The sequence below is a fragment of the Citricoccus sp. NPDC079358 genome (assembly GCF_040702545.1).
Classification (GTDB): Bacteria; Actinomycetota; Actinomycetes; order Actinomycetales; family Micrococcaceae; genus Citricoccus.
On the sequence record NZ_JBFBLI010000003.1, the window covers coordinates 290,166 to 316,336 of the forward strand.

23 protein-coding genes are annotated in these 26,171 nt (G+C 69.2%); 14 read left to right on the plus strand and 9 right to left on the minus strand.

Going from position 1 to position 26,171, the window contains the following annotated elements:
- Window positions 1–27: 27 nt before the first annotated feature.
- Entirely contained in the window at window positions 28–1,071 is a 1,044-nt protein-coding gene (locus AB0333_RS06075) for a substrate-binding domain-containing protein (RefSeq protein WP_115932629.1), read from the minus strand.
- Between the two features lie 151 nt (window positions 1,072–1,222).
- On the opposite strand from AB0333_RS06075, the gene AB0333_RS06080 reads away from it, so the two are divergent.
- From AB0333_RS06080 to AB0333_RS06100, 5 genes are all read left to right on the plus strand, one after another.
- Window positions 1,223–2,743: a sugar ABC transporter ATP-binding protein gene (locus tag AB0333_RS06080; RefSeq protein WP_366217790.1), complete on the plus strand. Its 1,521-nt coding sequence runs from the start codon at window positions 1,223–1,225 to the stop codon at window positions 2,741–2,743.
- Entirely contained in the window at window positions 2,740–3,810 is a 1,071-nt protein-coding gene (locus tag AB0333_RS06085) for an ABC transporter permease (protein ID WP_115932631.1), read from the plus strand. The genes AB0333_RS06080 and AB0333_RS06085 overlap by 4 nt, the downstream gene beginning before the upstream one ends.
- Window positions 3,811–3,874: 64 nt before the next feature.
- Window positions 3,875–5,092: an ROK family transcriptional regulator gene (locus AB0333_RS06090; protein WP_366217791.1), complete on the plus strand. Its 1,218-nt coding sequence runs from the start codon at window positions 3,875–3,877 to the stop codon at window positions 5,090–5,092.
- A gap of 113 nt (window positions 5,093–5,205) precedes the next feature.
- On the plus strand, window positions 5,206–6,471 hold the full coding sequence (locus AB0333_RS06095; RefSeq protein ID WP_366217836.1) for an aminotransferase class I/II-fold pyridoxal phosphate-dependent enzyme: 1,266 nt from the start codon (window positions 5,206–5,208) through the stop codon (window positions 6,469–6,471).
- A 64-nt stretch (window positions 6,472–6,535) separates the two neighbouring features.
- Entirely contained in the window at window positions 6,536–7,702 is a 1,167-nt protein-coding gene (locus tag AB0333_RS06100) for an alpha/beta hydrolase (protein ID WP_170144605.1), read from the plus strand.
- 53 nt (window positions 7,703–7,755) lie between these two features.
- On the opposite strand, the gene AB0333_RS06105 is transcribed toward AB0333_RS06100, so the two are convergent.
- Complete coding sequence (locus AB0333_RS06105) at window positions 7,756–8,688, minus strand: LysR family transcriptional regulator (RefSeq protein ID WP_366217792.1); 933 nt, start codon at window positions 8,686–8,688, stop codon at window positions 7,756–7,758.
- Between the two features lie 159 nt (window positions 8,689–8,847).
- On the opposite strand from AB0333_RS06105, the gene AB0333_RS06110 reads away from it, so the two are divergent.
- From AB0333_RS06110 to AB0333_RS06130, 5 genes are all read left to right on the plus strand, one after another.
- A complete protein-coding gene (locus tag AB0333_RS06110; RefSeq protein ID WP_366217793.1) occupies window positions 8,848–10,149 on the plus strand; it encodes an aromatic ring-hydroxylating dioxygenase subunit alpha in 1,302 nt (433 codons plus the stop codon).
- On the plus strand, window positions 10,146–11,591 hold the full coding sequence (locus AB0333_RS06115; RefSeq protein WP_366217794.1) for a 2Fe-2S iron-sulfur cluster-binding protein: 1,446 nt from the start codon (window positions 10,146–10,148) through the stop codon (window positions 11,589–11,591). Before AB0333_RS06110 ends, AB0333_RS06115 begins: the two co-directional genes overlap by 4 nt.
- Before the next feature lie 32 nt (window positions 11,592–11,623).
- Window positions 11,624–14,122, plus strand: coding sequence for an FAD-dependent oxidoreductase (locus AB0333_RS06120; RefSeq protein WP_366217795.1), 2,499 nt, complete (start codon window positions 11,624–11,626; stop codon window positions 14,120–14,122).
- 40 nt (window positions 14,123–14,162) lie between these two features.
- Complete coding sequence (fdhA, locus tag AB0333_RS06125; RefSeq protein ID WP_366217796.1) at window positions 14,163–15,380, plus strand: formaldehyde dehydrogenase, glutathione-independent; 1,218 nt, start codon at window positions 14,163–14,165, stop codon at window positions 15,378–15,380.
- Between the two features lie 176 nt (window positions 15,381–15,556).
- A complete protein-coding gene (locus AB0333_RS06130; RefSeq protein WP_366217797.1) occupies window positions 15,557–15,967 on the plus strand; it encodes a four-helix bundle copper-binding protein in 411 nt (136 codons plus the stop codon).
- Window positions 15,968–16,038: 71 nt separating this feature from the next.
- Here the strand turns inward: AB0333_RS06130 and AB0333_RS06135 are convergent, their stop codons facing one another.
- The 6 genes from AB0333_RS06135 to AB0333_RS06160 form a co-directional block, all read right to left on the minus strand.
- Window positions 16,039–16,767: a hypothetical protein gene (locus tag AB0333_RS06135; RefSeq protein WP_366217798.1), complete on the minus strand. Its 729-nt coding sequence runs from the start codon at window positions 16,765–16,767 to the stop codon at window positions 16,039–16,041.
- Window positions 16,768–16,850: 83 nt separating this feature from the next.
- Window positions 16,851–17,441 carry a DapH/DapD/GlmU-related protein gene (locus AB0333_RS06140; protein WP_366217799.1) on the minus strand — a complete coding sequence of 197 codons (591 nt, stop codon included), beginning with the start codon at window positions 17,439–17,441 and terminating at the stop codon, window positions 16,851–16,853.
- Between the two features lie 123 nt (window positions 17,442–17,564).
- The gene (locus AB0333_RS06145) at window positions 17,565–18,590 is read right to left on the minus strand and encodes a zinc-dependent alcohol dehydrogenase family protein (RefSeq protein WP_366217800.1); all 1,026 of its coding nucleotides are present in this window, start codon (window positions 18,588–18,590) and stop codon (window positions 17,565–17,567) included.
- A 168-nt stretch (window positions 18,591–18,758) separates the two neighbouring features.
- Window positions 18,759–19,076 (minus strand): HipA domain-containing protein, encoded by a 318-nt coding sequence (locus AB0333_RS06150; protein ID WP_366217801.1) that lies wholly within the window; start codon window positions 19,074–19,076, stop codon window positions 18,759–18,761.
- Window positions 19,006–19,518 carry a HipA N-terminal domain-containing protein gene (locus AB0333_RS06155; RefSeq protein WP_366217802.1) on the minus strand — a complete coding sequence of 171 codons (513 nt, stop codon included), beginning with the start codon at window positions 19,516–19,518 and terminating at the stop codon, window positions 19,006–19,008. The genes AB0333_RS06150 and AB0333_RS06155 overlap by 71 nt, the downstream gene beginning before the upstream one ends.
- Complete coding sequence (locus AB0333_RS06160) at window positions 19,518–19,790, minus strand: helix-turn-helix transcriptional regulator (protein ID WP_366217803.1); 273 nt, start codon at window positions 19,788–19,790, stop codon at window positions 19,518–19,520. Before AB0333_RS06160 ends, AB0333_RS06155 begins: the two co-directional genes overlap by 1 nt.
- Before the next feature lie 113 nt (window positions 19,791–19,903).
- Between AB0333_RS06160 and AB0333_RS06165 the strand changes: the two genes are divergently transcribed.
- The 3 genes from AB0333_RS06165 (at window position 19,904) to AB0333_RS06175 (ending at window position 23,888) form a co-directional block, all read left to right on the plus strand.
- Window positions 19,904–21,772 (plus strand): hypothetical protein, encoded by a 1,869-nt coding sequence (locus AB0333_RS06165; protein ID WP_366217804.1) that lies wholly within the window; start codon window positions 19,904–19,906, stop codon window positions 21,770–21,772.
- A gap of 83 nt (window positions 21,773–21,855) precedes the next feature.
- The gene (locus AB0333_RS06170) at window positions 21,856–22,749 is read left to right on the plus strand and encodes a helix-turn-helix transcriptional regulator (protein ID WP_366217805.1); all 894 of its coding nucleotides are present in this window, start codon (window positions 21,856–21,858) and stop codon (window positions 22,747–22,749) included.
- Window positions 22,750–22,751: 2 nt separating this feature from the next.
- On the plus strand, window positions 22,752–23,888 hold the full coding sequence (locus tag AB0333_RS06175) for a PQQ-dependent sugar dehydrogenase (protein ID WP_366217837.1): 1,137 nt from the start codon (window positions 22,752–22,754) through the stop codon (window positions 23,886–23,888).
- Window positions 23,889–23,938: 50 nt separating this feature from the next.
- On the opposite strand, the gene AB0333_RS06180 is transcribed toward AB0333_RS06175, so the two are convergent.
- A complete protein-coding gene (locus AB0333_RS06180) occupies window positions 23,939–24,985 on the minus strand; it encodes an NAD(P)-dependent alcohol dehydrogenase (protein WP_366217806.1) in 1,047 nt (348 codons plus the stop codon).
- Window positions 24,986–25,221: 236 nt separating this feature from the next.
- Between AB0333_RS06180 and AB0333_RS06185 the strand changes: the two genes are divergently transcribed.
- Window positions 25,222–26,169, plus strand: a complete 948-nt coding sequence (locus AB0333_RS06185; protein ID WP_366217807.1) for an aldo/keto reductase — start codon at window positions 25,222–25,224, stop codon at window positions 26,167–26,169.
- Window positions 26,170–26,171: the final 2 nt, after the last annotated feature.

Consider the following 26,171-nt stretch of genomic DNA (forward strand, 5'->3'; position numbering starts at 1 on the left):
GAACGTCCCGCCCCGCACTGGATGGCTCTACGACTCGAACGCGGTGGGGAGGTACTCCTCAACGTTCTCGCTGGTGACCACCGGGGCGTTCAGGACGATCCGCTTGGGGACCTCCACCTCCACCAGATCGCTCATGGCCTTGTCCTGGGCGATCAGCCGCGCCAGCCGGACCCCGTCGGCCGCCTGGGTGGACGGATAGATCACCGTGGCCTGGAGGACGCTTTCACCGGACTGGATCTCCCGCATGGCGTTGGCGGAGCCGCCGCCGCCGACCATGATGAACTCATCGCGGCCGGCATTGTCGATAGCCGACAGGACACCGATGCCCTGGTCGTCGTCATGGTTCCAGAGGGCATCGATCTCCGGGGCGGCTGCGAGCAGCTGAGACGTGGCGGCCTCGCCTCCCTGGACCGTGAAGTCGGCGGCCACGCGATTGTCCACGTCGAGGCCGCAGGCCTCCAGAGCGTCGGCAAAGCCCTGGCTGCGGTCCTGGGTCAGCGGCAGGGAGTCGATGCCGGCCACCTCCGCGACGACGGCGTCCGGAGTGTCACTCATCTGCTCGCAGATGTAGTTCCCGGCGCTCTGGCCCATGCCGTAGTTGTCCCCGAGGATCGTGGTGCGGGCCGCTGCCGGGCTGGAGAATTCGCGGTCCACGTTGACCACCGGGATCCCGGCTTCCATGGCCTTGGTGGCGACGGCCGTGAGGGCGGCACCGTCGGTGGGGAGCAGGACGATGGCGTCCACGCCGTCGTTGATGAACTGCTCCACCTGGCTGATCTGCAGGTTGGCGTCGTTGGTGCCCTCGGCCACGCGGAAATCGATGTCACCGTACTGCTCCGCCTCGGCGGTGGCGGCGGCGTTGATGGCCCCGAGCCAGCCGTGGTCTGCCGCGGGGCCCGAGAAGCCCACGACCACGGTCTCGCCCTCCTCAGTGTTTCCCTCCACGGAGGCATTGGTGGGCTGGGTACTGTCACCGGCTGATCCGGATGAACAGCCGGCGACGAGTGCACCGACCGCCAGGAGGGCGCCGGTGGTGACGAGCATTGACCGTCCGGTTCGAATTGCGAGCATGTCTGTCTCCTCGATGAGTGGTGCGTCTGCGTCGGGTGGAGCCTGCTTCCGAAAGACGGCTCATCGACGTGATGCGAGTCACAATAACAGAACCACGGGAAAAATCGACGCCCTTGTACCGATGATCGACATAATGTGTTAGCTTCGTCACATGTCGGAACAGGATCAGGCGTCGCCATTGCTCGAGGTGCGGGGACTCTCCAAGCGCTTCGCCGCCGTCCAGGCGCTCAAGGGAGTCGACCTGGACGTGCGCGCCGGGGAGGTCCACTGCGTCATGGGCCAGAACGGGGCCGGCAAGTCCACCCTCATTAAGACGCTCTCCGGCGCACATCGACCGGAAGAGGGCGAGATCCTCTGGGAGGGCCGCGCGGTCGAGTTCGACAGTCCGGCCGCGGCGCTGGAACTCGGCATCGCCACGATGTACCAGGAACTCGACGTGGTCGGCGGGCTGACCGTCGCGGAGAACATCTTCCTGGGCCACGAGCGGGCAACCGGGGGTGTGTTGCACGTGAAGAGGGCGAACGCGGCCGCGCGGTCCCTCCTGCAGCGGCTGGGCCACGGCGGCCTCTCCCCGTCGCGGGAGGTCGGCTCGCTCTCCGCCGCGAACCAACAGATCGTCAGCATGGCCCGCGCACTCTCGCGGGACACCAAGCTGATCATCATGGATGAGCCAAGTGCCATCCTGGACTCCGGTGAGGTCCAAAACCTGTTCCGGGTGATCCGCGAACTCACGGCCCAGGGCATCGCGGTCGTTTACATCTCGCACCGCCTGGAGGAGATCCGCCAGATCGGGGACCGCATCTCCGTCATCAAGGATGGCCGGAGCACCGCGAGCGGCCTCCACGTCACCGAGACCCCGAAGGCGGAGTTGATCAGGCTCATGACCGGCCGCGAGGTCGCGAACGTGTTCCCGCCGCGGGCGCCCCTCGCGGCGGATGCTCCCGTGGCGCTCGAGGTGGACGGCCTGGAGCTGAAGGGTCACTTCGAGCCGGTCAGCTTCACAGTCCGCGCCGGCGAGATCCTCGGCCTTGCCGGATTGGTCGGTTCGCAGCGTTCGGAGATCATCGAGACCATCTACGGCGCCCGGAAGGCGACCGCCGGACGCGTCTGCGTGAATGGCAAGCGGCTCACGCCCGGTTCGGTCAGCGCGGCCGTGGGTGCCGGCCTCGGCCTGTCCCCCGAGGAGCGCAAGAGCCAGGGGCTCATCCTGGACGAGCCGCTCTACCGGAACGTGACCCTGTCCACCTTCGGGCGCTTTGCCCGGGCGGGCCTACTAGACGAGTCGGCCGAGCGCCAGGCGGCGCGGGCGCAGATCGACGCCCTGGAGTTGCGCCCGGCCGATCCCAACCGCCCGGCGCGGGCGCTGTCCGGTGGAAATCAGCAGAAGATCCTCCTGGCCCGGTGGCTGGTGCATGGCACGCCGGTGCTCCTGCTGGACGAGCCGACCCGAGGCGTGGACGTCGGCGCCCGCGCGGAGATCTACACGCTCATTCGGCGGCTGGCCGCGGGCGGCACCGCCATCATCGTGATCTCGAGTGAGATCGAGGAAGTCCTCGGCCTGGCTGACCGCGTGCTTGTCATAGACGACGGTCGCGTCCTCGCGGAGTCCGATGCCAACGAAATCGACGAGCACGGAGTGCTCGACCTCGTCATGAAGGGAAGTGCCGCGTGAGCGAGCAGAAGACACCCGTGGCCGAGCGGCATCCGTCCCCGGCCTCCAGCCACAGCGCCCCCGGCGGCAGGACCTCCGGACGGAACCTCCTCCACGGCTCCGGTGCCCGCAGCCTGGGCCTCGTCATCGCCCTGGCCGCGCTCGTCGCCATCGGCCTCATCACCAGCGGCGAGAGGTTCCTGGCGGTCGAGAACATCCTCACCATCCTCCGCCATGCCTCGATCATCGGCGTGATCAGCATCGGCATCACCTTCGTGATCACGGCCGGCGGCATCGACCTATCCGTCGGCTCGGTCATGGGTCTGACCACGGTGGTGGCCAGCCTGGCCAGTGTCCAGTTAGCCGCCACGCAGTCCACGTGGCTGGTGATGGTGCTCGTGGCGCTCCTGGTGGGCGGGATCGCCGGACTCGTGAACGGCGTGATCATCGCCTACGGCAACGTGGTCGCCTTCATTGCCACCCTCGCCATGCTGGTGGCCGCGCGTGGACTCGCCGAGCTCATCTCCGGGCGCAGGACGTTGATCGTGAACAACACCGACTTCCTGGACTTCATGCGTGCCGACTTCCTCGGCGTCCCCGTGCTGGTCTGGATCTTCGCCCTCGTGGCCGCGGCCGGCTGGTTCCTGCTCAATCGCACCACGTTCGGCCGCCGCACCGTCGCGATCGGCGGCAACATCGAGGCATCGCGCCTGGCCGGTGTCAAGGTCAAACGCCATCTTGTCTACCTCTATGTCCTGGCTGGGCTCGCGGCCGGCATCGCCGGGCTCATGATGATGGGCCGCACGACGGCCGGCACCTCCACGCACGGCCTGCTCTACGAGCTGGACGCGATCGCCGCCGTCGTGGTGGGCGGCACCCTGCTCATCGGCGGCCGCGGCACCATCATGGGCACCGTGCTCGGTGTGCTGATCTTCAGCACGCTGACCAACGTGTTCACGCAGAACAATATGGACACGTCCGTGCAGGCGCTGGCGAAGGGCCTGATCATCGTGGTGGCTGTCCTCCTGCAGCAACGCTTCGCCGCCCGCAACGAACGCCGGGCCACGGCGAAGCCACTCAAGGTCTAGGGTGATCCGCGCGGAGGGGAGGACCAGTGAACTGTTGCGTCGAGACGTGTGCTGTAATGAGTCGATGAACGACATAAGCAGGTTCGACGGACTGGACGGATTAGGCGGATCGGGCGCCAGCGAACTGTTCCAGATCCTGCGGGACGGACGCCCCCGCACCAGGACGGAGCTGGCGGAGCGCATGGGACTGTCCCGGTCCACCGTGACCCTTCGCATCGAGGCGCTGATGGAGCTGGGCCTGGTCGGTTACGTCGAGGAGGCTGTCTCCACCGGCGGCCGCCCGTCCTCACGAATCGCCCTGCAGGCGGGCAGCAAGGTGGTTCTCGGCGTGGACATCGGCGCGTCCCACCTGCGGTCGGCCGTGACGGATCTCGCCGGCCACCGCCTCCGGGAGACCACTCGCACCATGGCGGTGGCGCAGGGCCCCGAGGTGGTGCTGCAGGCCGTCGTCGAACTCGCCACCGGACTGCTCGGGGAGTCAGAGCGCACCACGGGTGACCTGCTGGCGATCGGCATCGGCGTCCCCGGCCCCGTGGAACACCGCACCGGCCGGCCCATCAACCCGCCGATCATGCCCGGCTGGAACGGGTTCGATGTGCCCGGATTCCTGCAGGACCACTTCCACGTGCCGGTACTAGTGGACAATGACGTCAACATCATGGCGCTCGGGGAGCGCAACGTCGCTTGGCCGCACGTGGACGACCTGATGTTCGTGAAGGTGGCCACGGGCATCGGTGCCGGCATCGTCGCCAGCGGCCGGCTCCAGCGCGGCGCTGACGGCGTGGCTGGGGACATCGGCCACATCCGCGTGCACCGCGGCGGCGGCGTCCCCTGTCACTGCGGCAACCTGGACTGCCTGGAGGCCGTGGCCTCCGGTCCGGCCGTGGCCGCCCAGCTGCGCGCGCAAGGCCTGGACGCCCATACGGGCGAGGACGTGGTGCGTCTGGTTCAAGCCGGCCATACCGAGGCGGTCCACGCGGTCCGGCAGGCGGGGCGGGATGTCGGCGAGGTCCTGTCTGCCTGCATCAGCCTCATCAACCCGTCCGTGATCGTGATCGGCGGCTCCATGACCCTGACCGGCGAACACTTCATCGCGGGCATCCGCGAGGCGGTGTACTCCCGGACCGTCCCGCTGGCCACGCAGCACCTGCAGATCGTCCAGTCGGGCTCCGGGCTGGACGCCGGCGTTCTCGGAGCCAGCATGCTGGCCATCCATCACGCCATGTCCCCGCAGCGGATCGACGCCATGGTCAACGGGCTCACGGCACCGGCCGCCGGCTGATTCAATGGGGCATGATGTCCAGCCCCCAGCCCGATCACCAGCCCACCATCCCGCTACCCCCGGCCCCACCCCTCGGACCGTCCTCGCGCTCGCAGGTGCCCGCCTTCCAGGTGATGACCATCCTCGGCCGGGTGGCGGAGCTGCGGGCGGCGGGAGTCGACGTCGTGAGCCTGTGCGCCGGTGAACCCGGCGGGGGAGCGCCCGCGGGGGTCAGTGCGCGGGCCGCCGAGCTGCACGCGTCCGGACGAGCCCTGAACTACACGCCGACCCTCGGCATCGAGGAGTTGCGCACCGCGATCGCCGGCCACTACGCCCGCTGGTACGGGGTGGACGTGGACCCGGCGCGGGTGGCGGTGACCACTGGCTCCTCGGGGGCGTTCATGGCCGGGTTCCTGGCCGCGTTCAACCCGGGGGATCGGGTGGCGATGGCCCGCCCCGGCTACGCCGCCTACCGCAACATCCTCGCCGCGCTCGGCTGCCAGGTGGTGGAGCTCGACGCCGGCCCCGCCGTCCGCTTCCAGCCCACCCCCGCGCTACTCGAGGAGGCGGAGTCCGTCCACGGTCCGTTGGCCGGCCTGATTCTCGCCTCCCCGAACAACCCGACCGGCACCATGGCGACCCGGGCCGAGATGGCGGAGCTGGCCGCGTGGTGCCGGGAGCGCGGCGTGCGCCTGGTGTCGGATGAGATCTACCACGGCATCACGTACGGCTCCTCCGACGGGATTGGCGCGGCGGACAGAGCTGACACAGCTGAAACAGCTGACGCGTTCGACGGGATAGACGGGATTGACGGGGCCGACGCTGACGGTGCGGCGGGAGCGCCGGGTGACCGGGCCGGCGTCGAGCGTGGGGTCTGTGCCTGGGAGTACTCCACGGAGGCGATGGTGATCAGCTCGTTCTCCAAGTACTGGGGCATGCCGGGCTGGCGCATCGGCTGGATGCTGATGCCGGAGGACCTGGCGCCGGCGATCGGCGGGCTCTCCGGATCGGTGTCCCTCTGTCCGCCGGCCCCCGCGCAGTACGCGGCGGTCGAGGCCTTCTCGGAGGAGTCCTACGCCGCCTGCGACGCCCAGGTGGCCGGTTTCGCCCGGGCTCGCGCCCTGGTGCTGGAGAACCAGGCCCGGCTGGGCTGGACGGACGCCGCGCCGGCCGACGGCGCCTTCTACTTCTGGGCGAAGCCAGGGGAAGCCATGCTCGCGTGCTACGGCACCTCAACCGCCTACTGCGAGGCGTTGCTGGAGCAGGCCCATGTGGCACTGACGCCCGGCACCGACTTCGACACCGCGCACGGGGAGGACTACGTCCGGTTGTCCTTCGCAGCCGGGTACGACGCAGTGGCGGAGGCGATCGAGCGGATCGTGGCATTCCAACGGGGCTAGTCTGCGGGGTCGACGGGCAAGTCGGCGGTGGCCAATGCTGGGCAGGTCGCCGTACATTGTGGGCATGACCAGCCCAGGGGTCGAGGCCCTACCGGTGGGGTTTGAGCACTTCCATCGCAGGGACTTCATCAACTACCAGTTCAACCGGGCATATGCGCTGGGCTTCGCCGACCGCGGCGAACTATACGGTGCTGCGGCCCGTGTCCGGTCCGCGGCCGACTGCATCGCCGTGTTCGAGGACCTTTCGGCGCGGTCTGCAGTAGCCGGGAGGACACGACATGCCGCAGGCTACCTTCGCCTGGCGGAGTTCTTCACCCCGCCGCGGTCGGAGCAGAAGCCCGAACGCTACCGGCGCCTCCGGAAACTGTACGAGGCCGCGTTCGCGGGCGCCGGCGTCGTACGCCACGAGGTGCCCTATGCCTCGGCGAGCCTGCCCGCCTACCGGCTGCCCGCGGCCGGCCCGGGCGCTCGGTCCACGGTGTTGCTGCACGGCGGATTCGACTCACTCATCGAGGAATTCCACTCCATCTGGCAGCGCCTCGCCGCCGCAGGTTTCGAGGTCATCGCCTTCGAAGGGCCGGGGCAGGGCGGAGCGCGGACGCTGAATGGTCGGACCTTCGACCATGACTGGGAGAAGCCGGTCGGTTCGGTGCTGGATCACTTCAGCGTGGAGCAGGCCACCCTGATTGGCCTCTCGATGGGTGGGTACTGGGCGTTGCGAGCTGCAGGGTTGGAGGACCGCATACAACGCGTGGTGGCCTGGCCTCCTGTCTATGACTGGCTCCACCGGCTGCCGCCCACGGTGCGTGGCCCGGTCCGGGGCATGCTGAGGCACCGTGATTTCATGCGCTGGAGCGTTCGCACCCGCGTCCGCCTGAGCCCGACGCTGCGCATGGTGGTTGACCAGGTGCTGTACATGGTGGGCAGTGACGACCCAGCCGACGCGGTCGACTGGTTCATGGGCATGAACGCCCGACATCTGGGCAGCAAGCGGGTGCGCCAGGACGTGCTGTTGATGTGCGGTGAGCATGACGCGTTCCAGCCGCCGGTGCTGGCTCGGGCGCAGGCCCGTGCGCTCACGATGGCTCACAGCCTCACGGTGCGCACCTTCACCGAGGCCGAGTACGCCGATCAGCACTGTCAGATGGGGAACCTGGACCTGGCCTGTCAGGAACTGACCACGTGGTTGCTGGCCACGCCGGACTGGCGGGATGAGGCCAGAGCGAGGTGATGGACACAGCGTGGGCACGGCATGGTGGCGGCCGTCCAATGGGGGAGCTGAGGTTAGGGGTTCTCCGCCAGGCGCTCCGAGAGCAGGCGCCGGGCGGCATCCTTCAGGTGCGCCAGGGAGGCGGCGACGATGGGCGCGGTCGCCGTGCCCCGCCGCACGGCGGCGAGGATCCGCCGCGTCGGCCGCGCCGGGCCCGAAATGGGCACACGCCGCACGTTCTCGGACCCCGCCAGACTCGCCAGGCGCGGCACCAGGCCGAGGCCCATCCCGGCCCCGACGAGCGCCGTCGTCGTCTCCCACTCAGTCACCTCGTGCTGGACCTTCGGGTTCACGCCGACCGCGGTGAACGCGGCGGAGAACAGCGCGCGGTAGGCGGTACCCGGCGCGTCCGTGATCCAGACCTCGCCCACGAGTTCGTGCAGCGAGACGGATGAGTTCTCGGCCAACCGGTGGTCCAACGGCAGCATGACGTCCAGCGGATCGTCGAGCAGCCGCGTCTCCTCGACGCGGGAATCGGAACCCACGTCGGCCTCGGCCTCGGTGGCCACGACGACGGCGAGATCGATCCGCTCCGCGAGGAGCAGGTCCAGGCACCGCGACGGGCTCGCCTCGACCACCCGCACGGTGACCTTCGGTTGCGTGGCCCGCAGTTCCGCCGCGAGCGGGACGAGCAGGCTGGACGCCGCAGTCGAGAAGCCGCCCAGGCCGAACTCGATGGGCGTGGACCCGGCGACGGACGCCATGGTCGAGGTGATGCGGTCGCACTCTTCAATCAGGCCGTCCGTCTGCTCGACGAGATAGCGCCCGGTGGCCGTGAGGTGTAGCCCGCGGCCCTCCTTCAGCAGCAAGCGCATGCCGAGCGACTGCTGGAGCTCTCGCAGCTGCGCGGAGACGGCAGACGGGGAGTATCCGGTGAGCTCCGCGGTCGCCGCGATGCTGCCACAGGAGGCGAACGTCCGGAGGGTGAGGATGCGTCGATCGATCATGCACTGATTCTGCACGGTTCCCACCGGATATCCGAGCTTTTTATTGCATTGTTCGGACTACTACGATCGATGTGTCATTGATCACAGCACCGTAACGGACCCGCCCCCGCTCGGCCCGCAGCACCATCCCGAACCCCGCAGACTCGAGGAATCAGTACCGTGACCCTTGCCGTGAACTCCAGAGCCGCCAGCCGCGGCCGCCTCGCCGCCGCCCCCACCGAGGAGCAGGCCGCCCAGCTGCGTCTTCTGCTCGACGAGCGCCGTACCGGCTACTCGTTGGAGGCGCCGTTTTACACCGATCCTGAGATCTTCGCCGCGGACATGCAGGGCATCTTCGGCCGGCACTGGCTCTTCGCCGCCAGCCTCGCCGAGATCCCGGAGCCGGGTGACTACGTCACCGTCGACTACGGGCCGTACTCCCTGATCGTCCTCCGCACCGACGAGGGCGTGAACGTCCTGCACAACGTGTGCCGCCACCGCGGCGCCCGGGTGCTCCCGGAGAAGACGGGCACCACCGGCAACCTGGTGTGCGGCTACCACTCGTGGACCTACTCGGCGGACGGCGACCTGATCCATGCCTCCTCACCCGGTGAGACGTCCTTCGACAAAGCGTGCTTCGCGCTCAAGAAGGCGCACGGACGGGTGGTCGCCGGGCTGGTGTTCATCTGCCTGGCGGACGAGCCGCCCGCCGACTTCGATGAGGTCGCAGGGATCTTCGAGCCGTACCTGGCCCCGCATGAGATCGCCAACTCCCGGGTGGCCTACCAACAGGACATCATCGAGGAGGGCAACTGGAAACTCGTGATGGAGAACAACCGCGAGTGCTACCACTGCGACGGCCACCCCGAGCTGGCCTGCTCGCTCTTCCCGACCTGGGGCCTCTCCGAGGGGATCGTCCCGCCTCACCTGGAGGACGTCTGGAACCGCAACGTCGAGGCCGAGGATGCCCTGCGGGGGCGCTGCACCCGCTACGGACTGCCCTTTGAGATCGTCGAGGAACTCGACACCCGCGTCACCGGGATCCGCATCTCCCGTGAGCCGCTCGACGGCGCGGGCGAGTCCTTCTCCGCCACCGGCCGCCGCCTGTCCAAGAAGCTGCTGGGTGACCTGCGTGACTTCCGGCTGGGCCGCTGCTCCATGCACCTGCAGCCGAACTCCTGGTTCCACCTGATCTCCGACCACGTGATCACGTTCGCCGCGTTCCCGATCAACGAGCACCAGACGCTGGTGCGGACCACCTGGCTCGTTGCCGACGACGCCGTCGAGGGGGTGGACTATGACGTGGACACACTCACCCACACGTGGAAGCAGACGAACCTGCAGGACAAGAACTTCGTGGAGATGTGCCAGCAGGGCGCGAACAGCCCGGCCTACGAGCCAGGGCCCTACATGAAGAGCGAGTATCAGGTCGAGGCGTTCATCAACTGGTACACCCAGCGCATGCGTGAGCACGTGGCATGACCGTCAGCACCACCCTCACCACGATTCCGGAGGTCCGGCGCGTCCGGGGTCTGGAGATGCCGTGGAACCGGGTGGCCCAGGCCACTGCCGACCTGCCCTTCGCGGCGGCGGCCCGGGCCTTGGACCCCTGGTATCCGCAGGAGTTCCTGGCCGAGTGCGTCCAGACCATCCCGGAAGCCGGGGGCATGCTCACCGTGGTCATGCGCCGGATGGACGGCGCTCCGCTCGCCTTCCGATCCGGGCAGTACCTCAACATCGCCTTCCCGGTGTTCGGTCAGGACGCTGATCCGGTCAACCGCAGCTACTCGTTGTCCAGCGCTCCGACGGAGCCGTGGACCTTCGCCATCACGGTCAAGCGTGAGGAGGGTGGCACGGTCTCGCCGTGGATCCACGAGAACATCCGGCCCGGCAGTGTGCTGGAGGTGCTCGGCCCCGTGGGCGCCTTCCATCTGCCCGACTATGACCGCCGGGCGCGCTACCTGTTCCTGGCGGCCGGCTCGGGCATCACCCCGCTGATGTCGATGATCCGGACGATCCACTCCCTCCCGGGCCGCGCCGACGTGGTCATGCTGTATCACGGGGCTGCGCCCGGGACCTTCGCGTTCTCCCACGAGCTCGAGCACCTGGCCGCGGTCGATTCGCGGATCACCGTGTACTACTCGCTGGGTGATCGCAGCGTCCCCGGCACCTGGGAGGGGATGGTCGGGCGGCTCACCTCCGAGATGGTGGACACGGTGGTCCCCGATGCCAACGGACGCAAGGTGTTCGCCTGCGGACCGGAGGGGTATATCGATGTCGCCGCCGAGCTGCTGGAGAAGGTGGGCGTGGACGAGACGTCGATCTTCGTCGAGTCGTTCTCCGGCACCCGCGAGACCGCGTTGGAATACCGGGAGGAAGTGGCCCTCGCCGGCGGCATCGCCGAGGAGATGGCTGCCGCCCAGGACGCTGCCCGAGAGGCTGCCCTGGAGGCCCCGGCCGACGTCGTCGATCCGCCCACGGGTGCACTGGACCTCTACCGGATCGCGGAACTCAACACCCCCGACGACGGCGGCGCCGCAGCTGCCACGTTGAGTCCGGCCCCGTCAGGTGCGGCCGCGTCTGGTCCGACCCCGTCAAGCCCGGCAGCGTCGAACACGACCGGGCCGGTCGACCCGTCCACTTTCGAGGTGGTCGGGGAGGGCAGCCTGACGATGTCGTTCCTGCGCACCCGCCTGAACGTGCGCATCGACCCGGAGGCGAACGTCCTGGACGCCGCCCGGGAGGCCGGAGTGCGCATCGGGGCGAACTGCCGGGAGGGCATGTGCGGTTCCTGCAAGGTCGTCAAGATCAGCGGCGAGGTGGACATGAACCACCAAGGCGGCATCCGTGCCCGCGAGATCGACGCCGGAAAGTTCCTGCCGTGCTGCTCGACGGCGCAAACTGACCTGATCGTCGACGCCTAACCACCCTGAATCAGCACAGCAAGGAGTGATCAATGAGTCCTACGCCCTCTCCCCGGGTCGTCATCATCGGAGCCGGCATCGTCGGCGCGAACCTCGCGGACGAGCTCGCCCAGCTCGGACACACCAACACCCTCGTCCTCGAGCAGGGGCCGCTGGGGATTCCCGGTGGCTCAACCTCGCATGCGCCGGGCCTCGTCTTCTCCTCCAACGGATCGAAGTCGATGACGGCGTTCGCGCAGTACACGATCGAGAAGCTGACCTCGCTGACCGACTCCGACGGCCGCGGCTCCTACCTGACCGTGGGCGGCCTCGAGATCGCCACCACGGAAGAACGCCTGCAGGACCTCCACCGCCGCGCGGGCTGGAACCGCTCGTACGGAGTGGAGGCGCACGTCGTGGACGCCGACGAGTGCCTCCGGCTCTTCCCCCTGCTCAACCCGGACATCCCGCTCGGCGGGCTCCTCACCCCGGGCGACGGCCTGGCGCTGGCCGCCAAGGGAACCCAACTGGTCATCGAACGGGCCCGGGCCGCCGGAGTCGAGTTCCGCGACCGGACCGTTGTCACTGACATCGAGCAGTCCGGCGGCCGGGTCACGGCGGTCGTGGCGGGCGACGAGCGCTTCCCGGCCGACGTCGTGGTGTCCTGCGCCGGTTTCTGGGGACCGAACATCGGCAAGATGGTCGGCACCGAGATCCCGCTGCTGCCCCTGGCCCACCAGTTCGCCTGGTCTACGCCGGTCCGGTCCCTGGCCGGGGTCAACGAGCTGCCCAACGGTGCCAGCCGCCCGATCCTGCGCTACCAGGACCGTGACCTGTACTACCGCGAGTGGGGTGACACCATCGGCATCGGCTCCTACGCGCACCGCCCCATGCCGGTCGACCTCGACACCCTGCCGGCCTACCGGCCGGAGGACATCACGGGCGAGCGCATGCCCTCGTCCCTGCCCTTCACCCCGGAGGACTTCGCCGCGGAGTGGAAGGCCAGCCAGGAGCTGCTCCCGGACTTGAGGAACACCGAGATCAAGCGCGGATTCAACGGCATCTTCTCCTTCACGCCGGACGGCGGCTCGCTGGTGGGCGAATCCCGCCACGTGGACGGCTTCTTCGCGGCCGAGGCCGTCTGGGTCACGCACGGTCCGGGCATCGCCAGGGCCGTCGCCGAACTGATCGCGACCGGGCAGTCGAGCATCGACCTATCCGACTGCGATCTGAATCGGTTCGAGGACGTGCAGACCACGCCCGAGTACGTCTCCGAGACCTCGCAGCAGAACTTCGTCGAGATCTACGACGTGCGCCACCCCTTGGAGCCCCGGCTGTCCCCGCGCAACGTGCGCGTCAGCCCGTTCCACGAGCAGCAGAAGGCCCTCGGCGCATTCTTCCTGGAGGGCACCGGCTGGGAGCGCCCACACTGGTTCGAGGCGAACGCCGCCCTGCTGGAGGAGCTGCCCTCCGAGTGGGCCGCTCCGGAGCGTGATGCCTGGTCGGACAGGTTCCACTCCCCGATCGCCGCCGCCGAGGTCTGGAAGACCCGGACCGCCGTGGCCATGTTCGACATGACCCAGCTCAAGCGACTGGAGATCACGGGGCCGGGTGCCGGCCGCCTGCTGCACGGCCTGACGACATCGAGCATGCTGCGGGCCCCTGGCGCCGTCAGCTACACGCTTCTCCTCGACGAGGCCGGCGGCATCACCAGCGACATCACGGTCGCACGCCTGTCCGAGCAGTCGTACCAGGCGGGCGTGAACTCCAACGTGGACCTGGCCTACCTCTCCCGCAAGGCACGCCACCAGAGCGAGGAGGACCCGGCCCAGTGGGTCACCGTCAGGGACATCACCGCTGGCACCTGCTGCATCGGCCTCTGGGGCCCGCTCGCCGCCGCCGTCATGGAGAAGGTCAGCCGCGACGATCTGAGCAAGGACGGGCTGAAGTACTTCCGCGCCAAGGAGATCTCGATCGGTGGCATCCCGGTGACCGCCATGCGCCTGTCCTACGTGGGCGAGTTCGGCTGGGAACTCTATGCCTCGGCCGACGTTGGGCACCGGCTCTGGGATGTGCTCTGGGAGGCGGGCCGGGAGCACGGGATCATCGCCGGCGGCCGCGAGGCCTTCAACTCGATGCGCCTGGAGAAGGGCTTCCGGTCCTTCGGCACGGACATGACCAGCGACCACGAGCCGGACCAGGCCGGGCTCGGCTTCGCCGTCAAGGCCTCGAAGACGGACGACTTCGTCGGCAAGAGTGCGCTGTCGGAGCGGGCAGCGGTGGCGACCACGCGACTGCGCTGCCTGACGGTCGACGACGGGGTCTCGGTGGTCCTCGGCAAGGAGCCGGTGTACGTGGGCGGCGAGGCCTCGGGCTACGTCACCAGTGCGGCGTACGGATACACGGTGCGCCAGCCGATCGCCTACGCGTGGCTGCCTCAGCGGGTGGAGACCGGGGACGCGGTGGAGATCGAGTACCTCGGGCGTCGGATCCCGGCCACCGTGGTGGACGATCCGCTGTACGACCCGGAGATGACGCGATTGCGCGGCTGAGCCCGCCCCGTTGGAACACCCACAGAAATGAGGAACCGAAATGCCAGGAAATCGTGCCGTCGCCTACAAGGAACCGGGCGTCGTCGAGGTCATCGACACCGAATACCCCACCTTCGAGCTGAAGGACGGACCGGGGGTGAACCCCGCCAACGTGGGACGCAAGGTCCCCCACGGGGTCATCCTGAAGACCGTCGCCACCAACATCTGCGGCTCGGACCAGCACATGGTGCGCGGCCGGACCACGGCCCCGGCCAATCTGGTGCTGGGTCACGAGATCACCGGTGAAGTGGTGGAGGTCGGCCCCGACGTCGCGTTCATCGCGGTCGGGGACCTCGTCTCCGTGCCGTTCAACATCTCCTGCGGCCGGTGCCGCAACTGCAAGGAGCGCAAGACCGGCATCTGCCTGAACGTGAACCCGGACCGTCCGGGCAGCGCCTACGGCTACGTGGACATGGGTGGCTGGGTCGGCGGACAGGCCGAGTACGTCCTCGTCCCCTATGCCGATTGGAACCTGCTGAAGTTCCCGGACCGGGACCAGGCGCTGGAGAAGATCATGGACCTTACGATGCTCTCCGACATCTTCCCGACCGGCTTCCACGGCGCCGTCACCGCCGGGGTGGGTGTCGGTTCCACCGTCTACGTCGCCGGTGCGGGACCCGTCGGCCTGGCCGCGGCCATGGGCGCGCAGCTGCTCGGGGCCGCCGTCGTGATCGTGGGGGACTTGAACGAGGACCGCCTGGCGCAGGCGCGCAGCTTCGGCTGCGAGACCGTCAATGTCGGCGAGGGCGCGCTCCAGGACCAGATCGAGCAGATCCTCGGCGTCCCCGAGGTGGACAGCGGCATCGACGCCGTGGGTTTCGAGGCCCGCGGGCACGGCAAGGACGCTAGCCACGAGGCTCCGGCGACGGTCCTGAACTCCCTCATGGACATCACCACCGCCGGCGGATCGCTCGGCATCCCGGGCCTGTACGTCACGGGTGACCCGGGAGCCGTGGATGAGGCCGCCCAGAAGGGCTCCCTGTCCCTCTCGCTGGGCACCGGCTGGGCCAAGTCCCTGTCCTTCGCCACGGGACAGTGCCCGGTGATGAAGTACAACCGCCAGCTGATGATGGCGATCCTGCACGGCAAGGCTCCGATCGCGAAGGCCGTGAACGCGAAGGCGATCTCGCTCGAGGACGCCCCGCGCGGCTACGCCGAGTTCGACGCCGGTGCTGCGACGAAGTTCGTGCTCGACCCCAACGGGTACCTCACCGACTGACCACCGTTCGTTCGCGCGGGAGGCCGCCGGAGGAGCCCGGGCCAGAGGATGCAGGCTCTCCGGATGAAGGAAGGGCGGGAGCTTCACCGGGGGGCGGCCGCCGGTCTACGGTCGATGATGTGGCCGGCCAGGCCCGGCCGTGCCGTCTCTCATAGCTATCGATGAAGGAGCTCGTCATGACCCATTACGTGAGCACGATGTTGGAGACCTACCCGAAGGACCTGGGGGCGGTGGACCGGGACGCGTTGGCCGCCTGCATCGAGGCTTGTTTCGAGTGCGCCCAGACGTGCACCGCCTGCGCCGACGCCTGCCTGGCCGAGGACATGGTGGCGGAACTGAACGGATGCATCAGCATCAACCTGGACTGCGCGGACGTGTGCGCGGCGACGGGCCGGGTCCTCACCCGGCGCACCGGTGACAACGCCGAGGCAACCCGCGCGCTGGTGGAGGCCTGCCGTGCCGCCTGCCGGGCCTGCGCCGAGGAATGCGAGAGCCACGCCCAGATGCACAAGCACTGCAGGGTCTGTGCCGAGGCCTGCCGACGCTGCGAGCAGGCCTGCACCGATCTGCTCGCCACCCTGGGCTGAGCCGTGGCGAGCCGGCCGCCCAGGGGGTACCGGGTTCTACGAGTGGTGAACGGCCGTGCTATCGGTGGCGATCACGGCCGTCCATCGGTGCTCCTGTCAACGTGATCGGTGTGCTGCGGTGGCTCGCCCCGCAGAAAGTAGGCGCCGAGCGACCCGGCGAGCGTGGCGAAGACGGCCACGGAGTAGACGGCCAGGACCAGGTGCAACACCTTGGAGAATCCGTCATCGGTAGTGAACCCGCTGCCGGTCACCGTGGCCAGGGCGGCCTCGTACAGGGCCGTCGAGTAGTCGGTCTGGATCTCGAAGGCGTACAGCAGTTGGCTGGAGGCCAGGATGACCACGGCGGTCACGGCGGCGAGCCAGCCGATCCTGCTGGACAGCAGCCGTCCGGCCGAACGGGAGCCGCGCACCCCGGCGGAGACGATACTGCCCACCCGTGCCACCCGTGCCACCCGTGCGACGCGCAGCAATCGCACCGCCTGCAGCGCCCGGACGAATCGCAGGAACGGCACCAGCAGGAAGATGACCTGCCACCAGTTGCGGCGCCAGAAGGCCGCCTGGAACCGAGCGATAGAGGCCCGCAGCAGGAACTCCGCCACGAAGAGGGCCCAGAACACCCATCCGGTGATCCCCAGGATGCGGGACCAGCCCGGGTCGGTTACCAGGAGCTGACCCAGGAACACGAAGAGGAACAGTACCCCCAAGACCCCCATCGGGCGGTCGAGCCGGGCAGCCAGCGCCTCCGCCGCTGCGGCGGACTCTGCCTGTGCGGAGGGCTGGCGAATCGGTGAGCTGCTCACGGTCGGGTGACCTCCGGGGATCGGTCAGGGTGGTTCCGTGCTGCCCACTCTACGAAGAGGGGCCGCGCCGGGATATCCGGCGGTCACTCCGGACTGACGCCGGTCTCTCCGGTCACGGACCGCACCACCCGGGCCGGGGAACCGAGGACCACGGAGTCCGCCGGCACGTCTTTGGTCACCACGGCGGCCGCGGCCACCACGGCGTTGTCCCCGATGGTCACGCCCGGCAGGATCGTCGCGTTGGATCCGACCCAGACGTTGGTGCCGAGCACCACGGGCGCCGGTTCCATGTCCAGGCGGTGCATCGGATCGAGGGCGTGGTTCAGCGTCGCGATGACAGTGTTGTGTCCGATCTGGCAGCCGTCACCGATGGTGATCCCGCCCTGGTCCTGGAACGCGCAGCCGGAGTTGAGGAAGACCCGCTCGCCCAGCACCGTGTTCTTGCCGAAGTCGGTGCGGAACGGCGGGAACAGCATCACCGTCTCCGGGACCGGCCGGCCGAACAGCTCGGACAGCAGCTCCCGGACCCGGGCCGACTCGTGGTAACCGCCGTTCAGCTCGCCGGTGATGCGCAGCGCCTCCTGACTGGTGCGGTGCATGACCTCGTGCAGGGGCGAATCGCCCGTGATGGTCTCGCCGGCGTTCAGAGCTGCGAGCAGGTCCTCGAGTTCCATCGGTTCTCCTCTTCCGGTATTCCGGCCGAAAGCTTCACTTTCAGTCGAGTTCGGGTGGGTGTTGGGACCGAACACCCACCCGAACTCGACTGAAAACGGAATGGGGAGTGCCGGCGTCGGGCATCAGAGGGTGAGCATGACCTTGGTGGCGCGGCGTTCGTGCATGGCCAGGTAGCCCTCGGCGGCCTGGTCCAGCGGGAGGGTGAGGTCGAAGACCGTGCCGGGGTTGATTTTCCGGTCCCAGATGAGCTGGATCAGCTCGGGCAGGTACCGGCGCACCGGGGCGGGCCCGCCGTGCAGGTGCACCTGGGCGAAGAACACCTCGTCCATCGGCAGCGTCACACCCTCATGGGCCACGCCGACGAAGCCGATGTGGCCACCGGGGCGGGTGGAACGGATGGCCTGCAGGAACGACTCATCGGTGCCGACCGCCTCGATCACGCTGTGGGCGCCGAGCCCGTCCGTGAGCTCCTTGATGCGGGCCGCTCCCTCTTCCCCGCGTTCGGTGACAATGTCCGTGGCCCCGTACTCGCGGGCCAGGGCCTGGCGGTCGGCATGGCGGGACATGGCGATGATGCGCTCGGCCCCGAGCTGTTTCGCGGCCAGCACGCCCATCAGGCCCACGGCCCCATCGCCGACCACGGCGACCGTCTTGCCCGGGCCGGCCTCGGCGGCGTCGGCGGCGAACCAGCCGGTGCCGAGCACGTCCGAGGCGGCGAGCAGCGAGGGGATGAGGTCGGCATCTGGCTGGCCGGGGGTGGCCACGAGGGTGCCGTCGGCATGCGGGATGCGTGCCTTCTCTGACTGGGTGCCGATGTTGCCGGCCACGAACACGGCGTGGACGCAGCGGGACGGGTAGCCGGACCGGCAGATCTCACACCGGCCACAGGAGATGACGAAGGACCCGACGACGAAGTCCCCGGGCTTCACGGTGGTGACCTCAGCCCCGACCTCCTCCACGACGCCCACGTACTCATGGCCCATGGGGGTGTGGTCCGCCGGCTCCACGCCGCGGTACGGCCACAGGTCCGAGCCGCAGATGCAGGTGGCCGTGAGCCGGACGACGGCGTCGGTCGGCTCGATGATCCTCGGGTCATGGCGCTCGCCCACGGTGATCTGGCCGGGGGCGTCCATGATGACTGCGCGCATGGCATTCTCCTTCGGGTGGGTTTCTGGGGTCAGGTTCCAGACAACCATGCACGACGGCGGCCCGGGAGGCTCTGCTGAAAGAGGTACCGCTGGTACCCCTGTCAGTTCAAGGCAAGGGCACGATCCACGTTCGGACCGGTGAAGGCACGTTCCCACGCGTCGATGGTTTCATGATCCGCCCCGAGGTCCCGGGCCTCTTCGGACCAGTGGGAGACGGCCTGGGCCACCCGGCGCAGGATGGCGACTGCATCTGCCGGGGTGAGCCGGAAGCTGCCGGCAGCCTCCAAGAGGTCGCGGATATCCCGGTCTGGGATGCTCGCCGTCCGTGAGTTGCAGGGCGCTGCGCATGCTCATGTAGGGGATCCGGCGGTCCCCGTCGCGGTCGAAACGATGGGTGAGGAAGATGTTCCTGTATTCACCCAGTGGCATCAGTCTGGATGGTTGCACGGTGATGCCGGCGAAGGATTGCAGGCGGATGGCCACCATCTCCCAGAGGTGCACATCCCCCGGGTCTGAGGTCTTGGGGAATTTGCCCAATCGGACAGGAACCGCCGTGCTGGCGGAACCGCAGTGCTCCCTGCCGGGTGTCGTCATTGACCATCAGCAGCCCTCTCGCTGCCGTCAGGCGGGGGACGTGGGTGCCCGACTCGACGGCCTGCAGGCGCAGCCGTTCGAAGAGGAGCTTGCGTCCCCATGAGTCCGGGGCGGCGTCTTCGAACGAGGCGAAGAGTTCGCGGCCCAGCCTGGGGCGTTGCGGGCCGCGCCGGAGGGGGAGGTCGGGGGAGAGGGTGAACCCGTCGTCGAGCCAGTCCGGGTGGTACGTGAAGGTGACGTGTTCCAGCGGGCACACCGGATCGGATTCGACGCCCATCGAACCGGCCTGCCGGGTGCCGCAGAAGACCTCGACGGTCTCGACATGCGGGGCCATCACTGAGACCTCGCCCGCCGTCGACCCAGGTGCCGGACCCGAGCCTGGCCGAGATCTGTCCTGAGAGGATCGAAGCCGGCCAGGACGTGGTCCTGAATGCCGAGTGCCCGGGCCACGGCGAGGACAGAGCCCAACCGGGCGCCGTCGCCGTGTTCGAGGCGCGCCAAGGTGGCCCGGGAGATGCCGGCCCGTTCGGCGACGAGGTCCTGGGGCAGGTCCAGGAGCAGCCGCCATCGGCGGAGGTGGTCTCCAACGACTTGCTCTGCTTCCAACTGAATGCCTCACTTCTGTGATGTCCTATGACTCAACGTATCAAAGGTGAGACGTTATGAATATGGTCACGGGCCATGATTCAGGCCCCGGAGCGGCCTGATAATCTCGGCCTGTGGAGCCCACCTCACCCTTCGACGATCCGGACGTTCAGGCTGCCCTGCAGAAGGCGGGCGTGGTGCACCGTCCCGGCCTGGCCGACGAGATGATGGCCGAGCTGGCCCCCTTGCTGGCTGCAGACGGCATCGACCTCAATGATCCGGAGTCCGACTTCGACCTGGACCAGCTCAACGCCGCCCTGAGCGACGCCACGGAGCGGTACAACATGGAACTGTCCACACCCGTGGGCGATGACCGCTCCCGCACGCTCGCGACCCTGCGGGAGATTTGTGATGCGATCCATCACGACGATGTGGCGCGGGCCGAGCGGATCTTCGACGCCGTCCGGCCCGAGGCGAGTTCGCGCCGGCCCAGTGCCGCCCAGCTGATCGGCGTCAGCCTGGAACTGTTGGACTCCTGGCACTCTCAGGACCCCACCCGGGCCCAGCTGGCCCGGCTCAGTGTGCCACGGTGGCTGGAGCGGGGCCGTTCGGTGGCTCCTGACCTGCTGGCGCTGGCGCGCAAAGGCCGTGCCCATGCCGCCATGGGCCGGCTCATCCTCAACCACGGCGGCCAGGTGGTGGCACATGCTGGCGCACTGCTCGTCGCCGGCTCGCTGAACCACCTCGCCGTGGAGGATCAGCAGGACTACGCGCAACTGACGGCGCGGTACCTGCCCGGGGCACCGCCCTCGGACCAGCGGGCCGCGCCCTCCGGTAGCGGCAGCGCCTTCGGTCCGGCCGCCGCAGCCGCGGTCTCGTCCCAGAACACCGTCAAGGGCTTCCGCCGCTGGCTGGGGGACCAGCCGGGCCTCACCACGGAGGCTGCCGACGTCCAGGCCGCGTCGTTGAAGGACGTCCTCGACCTGGCCACTGCCGAGGGGATCGACCCGCATGATCCGGAGGAGTTCGACCTCGTCTTGGACATCGCCGATGGGTCCTATCCCGATCATCACGTGGGTCAGGTGTACGAGCTGCTGCACGACTACGTGGACTTCCGCCTGCAGACCGAGCCCTCCACCGAGGGATGGGATGCCGCCCATGATGTGATCAGCGAGGAGCTGTCTGCCCATGTCGGGGGTGCGGCCCCCGAGCTGCTGGCCGCGCTGCGCGAGGCGGAGGGCCTCACCGATAGCCAGCGCCGCGCCGTCCTCGAGGACCTGCCGCTGATCTCGGCCTCCCGGGCCTTGCTGGGTTGGATCGGGGCCTCTCAGCCCATCACCCAGGCAGGCGTGCCGCGGCGCGCTGACATCGAGACGGTCGCGGCGCTGATCGGTGTCTCCGCCGAGGGCGTCGCCAAACGGCCGGAGCTCATCGGCTGGGAAGCACGGGCCGAGGAGATGGGCCGCCCCGTGCGTGAGCGCCACCGGGTGTCCGTGCAGTCCGCGAAGGGGATTCCCGAGCTGGTGGCCTGGTGGGAGGGACTGGAGGACGCCGGGGTGATCGAACTGACGGCCACCAGGGTCCGCCCTGGTCCGCACGCGGAATCGCTCATCCCCGGAGAAGGGTTCTCCCTGGAGGTGGCCGACGAGCTCATCTCCGGGTATGTGGCCTCGATCCTCCTCTCGCCGATCGAGTCCTCGGCCACGATCGCATCGTTCGTCCGCCCCGTCGTGACACAGACCATCGCGCGGGTTCTCGAAGCGCTCATGCCAGACTATTCCGAGGGAGCGGGCGTACCCGAGAATCCACTGCAGGGGATGGTCCAGCTGAGGACGCAGGAGGAACTGCGCCGTCTAGAGGTGGCCGGCCTGTTGGAGTTCACCCGTGACGGGGTCGGCAAACCCGTAATCCCGCTGGCGCTGCGCACCCCCGTGATGATCGGCGTGATGACGGCCTCTGCCGTGCTGGAGGGTGAGGAGACCGAGGACGCCGAGGAGGTCTGACCGGCCGATCATGACGCAGGCCCCGCTGGTGGGGGTACCGGCAGGGACTCCTCCACGCGGGCTGGCCTCACTACGCTGGATCCATGGACAACCAGGCCGAAGTGCGCGAGTTCCTCATGTCCCGCCGCGCCAAGGTCACCCCCGAGCTGGCGGGACTGCCGGCGGGGACGAACCGGCGCGTGCCGGGACTGCGGCGCAGCGAGGTCGCCGTGCTGGCCGGGGTCAGCGTGGAGTACTACACGAAGCTGGAGCGGGGCGCGATCGCCGGGGCCTCGTCCTCCGTACTGGAGGCGCTGTGCCGGGCGCTGCTGCTGACGGACACCGAGCGCGCCCACCTCTTCGACCTGGCCCGCGCCGCGGACGGCATCCCCACCTCCGGCCGGGCCCGCCGGCCCGCCTCCCCGGCGCGGCCGCCGCGCGAAGGCCTGCAGCGGACCCTGGACGCCATCACCCACGCGGTCGCCTTCGTGCGCAACGAGACCCAGGACCTGGTGGCCACCAACCGGCTCGGCCGCGCCTTCTACTCCCCGGTGATCGGCGACGGCGGCCGCGTGCCCAACCTGGCCCGGTTCCAGTTCCTGGACCCGGCCTCCCGCGACTTCTACCCCGACTGGGAGCTGTTCGCCGAGATGTGCGTGGGGATCATGCGCTCGGAGGTGGGCCGGGACCCGCAGCACCGCGGGCTGCAGGACCTGGTGGGGGAGTTGTCCACGCAGTCGGAGACCTTCCGCCGCCTCTGGGCCGCCCATGACGTGCGTACCCACGGCGCCGGCACCAAGCGCTTCCACCACCCCGAGGTCGGCGAGCTCGTCCTGGCCTACGAGGAACTGGCCATCACCGCCGACCCCGGGCTGGCGATGTTCGTCTACACGGCGGAGCCGGGTTCGGCCTCAGCCGAGCGGCTGCAGCTGCTCGCCTCGCTGGCGGCGGGCGATCCCGGGCCGGTGGCCGCGGAGGTCCGCGAGGACACGCGGTGACCATGCGGACCTCAGGCACGACGCCGGCCCGTCGCCCACGCGTCAGCCTCGCCGCCGCGCTGGCCGCAGGGTTCGGCGCCGCCGCTGCGATCGGCCTCGCCGCCTGCACGCCCGTTCCGTCACCGGAGCGGGCGGGGCCCGAGTCGGACGGGACGGCCCGCTCCGGTGCGCCGACCGCGGAACCGGACGCGGCCGGCGTCGTGGTGGCCTCCGGGTTGGAGGCACCCTGGTCCCTGGCCTTCCACGGCCAGGTGCCGCTGGTCAGCGAGCGGGACAGCGGCCGCATCCTCGAGCTGGACGAGACCGGGGCCACCCGGGAGGTCGGCGTGGTCGGTGGCGTGACCCCGCGCGGCGAGGGCGGCCTGCTCGGCCTCGCCGTCCACGGGGACTTCCTCTACGCCTATCTCACGGCCGGCGGGGAGAACCGCATCGACCGGTTCCCCCTGGACGGCGGACCCGGGGCGCTGGCCCTCGGCGAGGCGGAGACGGTCCTCGAGGGCATCCCGGCCGCCGGCAACCACAATGGCGGGCGGATCGCCTTCGGTCCGGACGGGATGCTCTACGCCACCACGGGGGACGCGGGCCAGGCCTCCAGCGCCCAGGACACCGGGAGCCTGGCCGGGAAGATCCTGCGCCTGACGCCGGAGGGCGGCGTGCCCCAGGACAACCCCTTCGAGGGGTCCCCGGTGTACAGCTACGGGCACCGCAACCCCCAGGGGATCGCCTGGGATGTCGCGGGCACCCTGTATGCGAGCGAGTTCGGGCAGAACACGTGGGACGAGCTCAACGTAATCGAGCCCGGCGCCAACTACGGCTGGCCCGAGGTGGAAGGCATGGCCGGTCAGGAGGGGTTCGTGGACCCGGTCCAGCAGTGGGACCCCGCCGAGGCCAGCCCCAGCGGGATCGCGGTGAGCGGCGACGCGCTGTGCGTCGCGAACCTCCGGGGCGAGGCGTTGCGGGAGGTGCCCCTGGTCGCGCTCGGCGAGTCCACCGAACACTGGGCCGGCGAGCACGGCCGACTGCGGGACGTGGCGGTGGCACCGGATGACTCCCTGTGGGTGCTGACCAACAACACCGACGGCCGCGGGTTCCCCGGACCGGAGGACGATAGGATCCTGCGCCTGGAACCCGGGTCCTGAGCCCTGCACCCGGGCCGTGGCCCGGACACCCGGACCACGGCCCGAGAGCGTCAGGCCGTGAACGTGGAGGCGTCGATCACGAAGCGGTAGCGCACGTCCGAGGCCAGGACCCGCTCCCAGGCCTCGTTGATCTGCGCGGCGGCAATGACCTCGACCTCGGCGGCGATGCCGTGCTCAGCGCAGAAGTCCAGCATCTCCTGGGTCTCGGCGATCCCGCCGATCATGGAACCGGCGTAGGTGCGGCGCCCGCCCAGGAGGGAGTTGACGTTCAGGCTCATCGGCTCGGCCGGGGCGCCCACATTCACCAGGGCGCCGTTGACGGCCAGCAGGCCGAGGAAGGCATCCACGTCCACCGGGGCGCTGACCGTGTTGATGATCAGGTCCAGGCTCTGGGACAGGGTCTTGAAGGTCTCCGGGTCACTGGTGGCGTAGTAGTGGTCCGCGCCCAGGCGCTCGCCGTCGTCCTGCTTCCGCAGTGACTGGGAGAGCACGGTGACCTCGGCGCCCATGGCGTGGGCGATCTTCACGGCCATGTGCCCGAGCCCGCCGAAGCCGACCACCGCTACGCGTTTGCCTGGCCCGGCACCCCAGTGCTTGAGCGGGGAGTAGGTGGTGATCCCGGCGCACAGCAGTGGGGCGGCCTTCTCGAAGGGGATCGACTCGGGGATGCTCAGCACGAAGTCGGCATCCACCACGATCCCGGTGGCGTAGCCGCCCTGGGTGACGGTGCCGTCCCGGTCCGTGGCGCCGTAAGTGCCCACGGCGCCGTTCAAGCAGTACTGCTCGTCTCCGTTGGCGCAGTTGGAGCAGTCGCCGCAGGAGTTCACCAGGCAGCCGACGCCGGCCCGGTCGCCCACCTGAAGGGTGGTCACCTCGGAGCCGACCTCTGCCACGATCCCGGCGATCTCATGGCCGACGGTCAGCGGGTAGGGCTGCGGACCCCAGTCGCCCCGGACGGTGTGGATGTCCGAGTGGCAGATGCCGGACCAGTGGATATCGATCCGCACGTCATGCGGGCCGACCGGGCGCCGTTCGATGGTCCCGAGGGTCATCGGGTCGGTGGCGTTGGCGGCGATGTAGGCGGGAACAGCAGTCATCAAGGTCCTTTGCACGGTCTGTCCGGATGGAGGTGGCCGCCGCAGGGGTTGCCCGCCGGGGCCACCGAACCAGTCAACCACCGGACTGACAGGGCAGGGAGTCTCTGGCAGTACCCCTGTGATGGAGTCCTCAGGACAAGGTGAGCCCTGCCATGCAACGCCATCACGCGGCATCATGGGGACGACGACGTCGGCCGTTGCCTGACCGACCGTGAGCACCACCGGTAAGGAGCCCCATGAAGACCGTGCCCCTCGGCAGCACCGAGACCCGAGCGCCCAACATCATCGCCGGCATGATGCGGATCGCGGACAAGACGCCCGAGCAGGTCCGGGCGCTCTACAGCGCGGCCCGGGAGGCCGGTGTCGACTTCTTCGACCACGCCGACCTCTACGGCTTCAACCACCCCGGTGGCTACCACCACTGCGAACGTGTCTTCGCCGAGGCGCTCGGCCTCAGCAGCGCCGAGCGGGAGCAGATCACGCTGCAGACCAAGACGGGGATCGTGGACCGGGATTGGCACTATGACTCCTCCTACGAGCACATCGTGGCCTCCGCCGAGGACTCGCTGCGGGCGCTCGGCACCGAGTACATCGACGTGTTGCTCCTGCACCGCCCGGACGCCCTCGTGGAGCCGGAGGAGGTGGCCCGCGCCTTCGACGAGCTGGAGTCCGCCGGCAAGGTGCGGGCCTTCGGTGTCTCCAACCACACCCCGCGCCAGATCGACCTGCTGAAGACCGCCGTCCGCCAGCCGTTGGTGGCAAACCAAGTCCAGCTCTCGGTCACGCACTCGGCGATCGTGGCCCAGGGTTTGGCCTCGAACATGACCGGGCAGGAGGACTCCCTGACACGCGACGGCGGCGGGATCGTGGACTACTGCCGCGTCCAGGGGATCACCCTCCAGGCCTGGTCGCCCTTCCAGAAGGGCGTCGAACCCGGCGTTTTCCTCGGGGCCGAGGACTATCCGGGGCTCAACGCGGAACTGGACCGGCTGGCCGCGCTGTACGGCGTCACCCCGACGGCGATCGCCACCGCCTGGATCACCCGCCATCCCGCCAATATGCAGGTGGTGCTGGGCACCACCAACCCGCCGCGGATCGCCGACGCGGTGGCCGGCTCAGACCTCCCGCTCACCCGGGGTGAGTGGTACGGGCTGCTCCAGGCCGCCGGCCACCACGTTCCCTGACC

Coding starts and splice junctions, on each gene's coding strand:
- AB0333_RS06075 (WP_115932629.1), bottom strand. CDS start 1,071: ATGCTCGCAATTCGAACCGGACGGTCAATGCTCGTCACCACCGGCGCC.
- AB0333_RS06080 (WP_366217790.1), top strand. CDS start 1,223: ATGTCGGAACAGGATCAGGCGTCGCCATTGCTCGAGGTGCGGGGACTC.
- AB0333_RS06090 (WP_366217791.1), top strand. CDS start 3,875: ATGAACGACATAAGCAGGTTCGACGGACTGGACGGATTAGGCGGATCG.
- AB0333_RS06095 (WP_366217836.1), top strand. CDS start 5,206: ATGACCATCCTCGGCCGGGTGGCGGAGCTGCGGGCGGCGGGAGTCGAC.
- AB0333_RS06100 (WP_170144605.1), top strand. CDS start 6,536: ATGACCAGCCCAGGGGTCGAGGCCCTACCGGTGGGGTTTGAGCACTTC.
- AB0333_RS06105 (WP_366217792.1), bottom strand. CDS start 8,688: ATGATCGATCGACGCATCCTCACCCTCCGGACGTTCGCCTCCTGTGGC.
- AB0333_RS06115 (WP_366217794.1), top strand. CDS start 10,146: ATGACCGTCAGCACCACCCTCACCACGATTCCGGAGGTCCGGCGCGTC.
- AB0333_RS06120 (WP_366217795.1), top strand. CDS start 11,624: ATGAGTCCTACGCCCTCTCCCCGGGTCGTCATCATCGGAGCCGGCATC.
- fdhA (WP_366217796.1), top strand. CDS start 14,163: ATGCCAGGAAATCGTGCCGTCGCCTACAAGGAACCGGGCGTCGTCGAG.
- AB0333_RS06130 (WP_366217797.1), top strand. CDS start 15,557: ATGACCCATTACGTGAGCACGATGTTGGAGACCTACCCGAAGGACCTG.
- AB0333_RS06140 (WP_366217799.1), bottom strand. CDS start 17,441: ATGGAACTCGAGGACCTGCTCGCAGCTCTGAACGCCGGCGAGACCATC.
- AB0333_RS06145 (WP_366217800.1), bottom strand. CDS start 18,590: ATGCGCGCAGTCATCATGGACGCCCCCGGCCAGATCACCGTGGGCGAG.
- AB0333_RS06150 (WP_366217801.1), bottom strand. CDS start 19,076: ATGGTGGCCATCCGCCTGCAATCCTTCGCCGGCATCACCGTGCAACCA.
- AB0333_RS06155 (WP_366217802.1), bottom strand. CDS start 19,518: ATGGCCCCGCATGTCGAGACCGTCGAGGTCTTCTGCGGCACCCGGCAG.
- AB0333_RS06170 (WP_366217805.1), top strand. CDS start 21,856: ATGGACAACCAGGCCGAAGTGCGCGAGTTCCTCATGTCCCGCCGCGCC.
- AB0333_RS06175 (WP_366217837.1), top strand. CDS start 22,752: ATGCGGACCTCAGGCACGACGCCGGCCCGTCGCCCACGCGTCAGCCTC.
- AB0333_RS06180 (WP_366217806.1), bottom strand. CDS start 24,985: ATGACTGCTGTTCCCGCCTACATCGCCGCCAACGCCACCGACCCGATG.
- AB0333_RS06185 (WP_366217807.1), top strand. CDS start 25,222: ATGAAGACCGTGCCCCTCGGCAGCACCGAGACCCGAGCGCCCAACATC.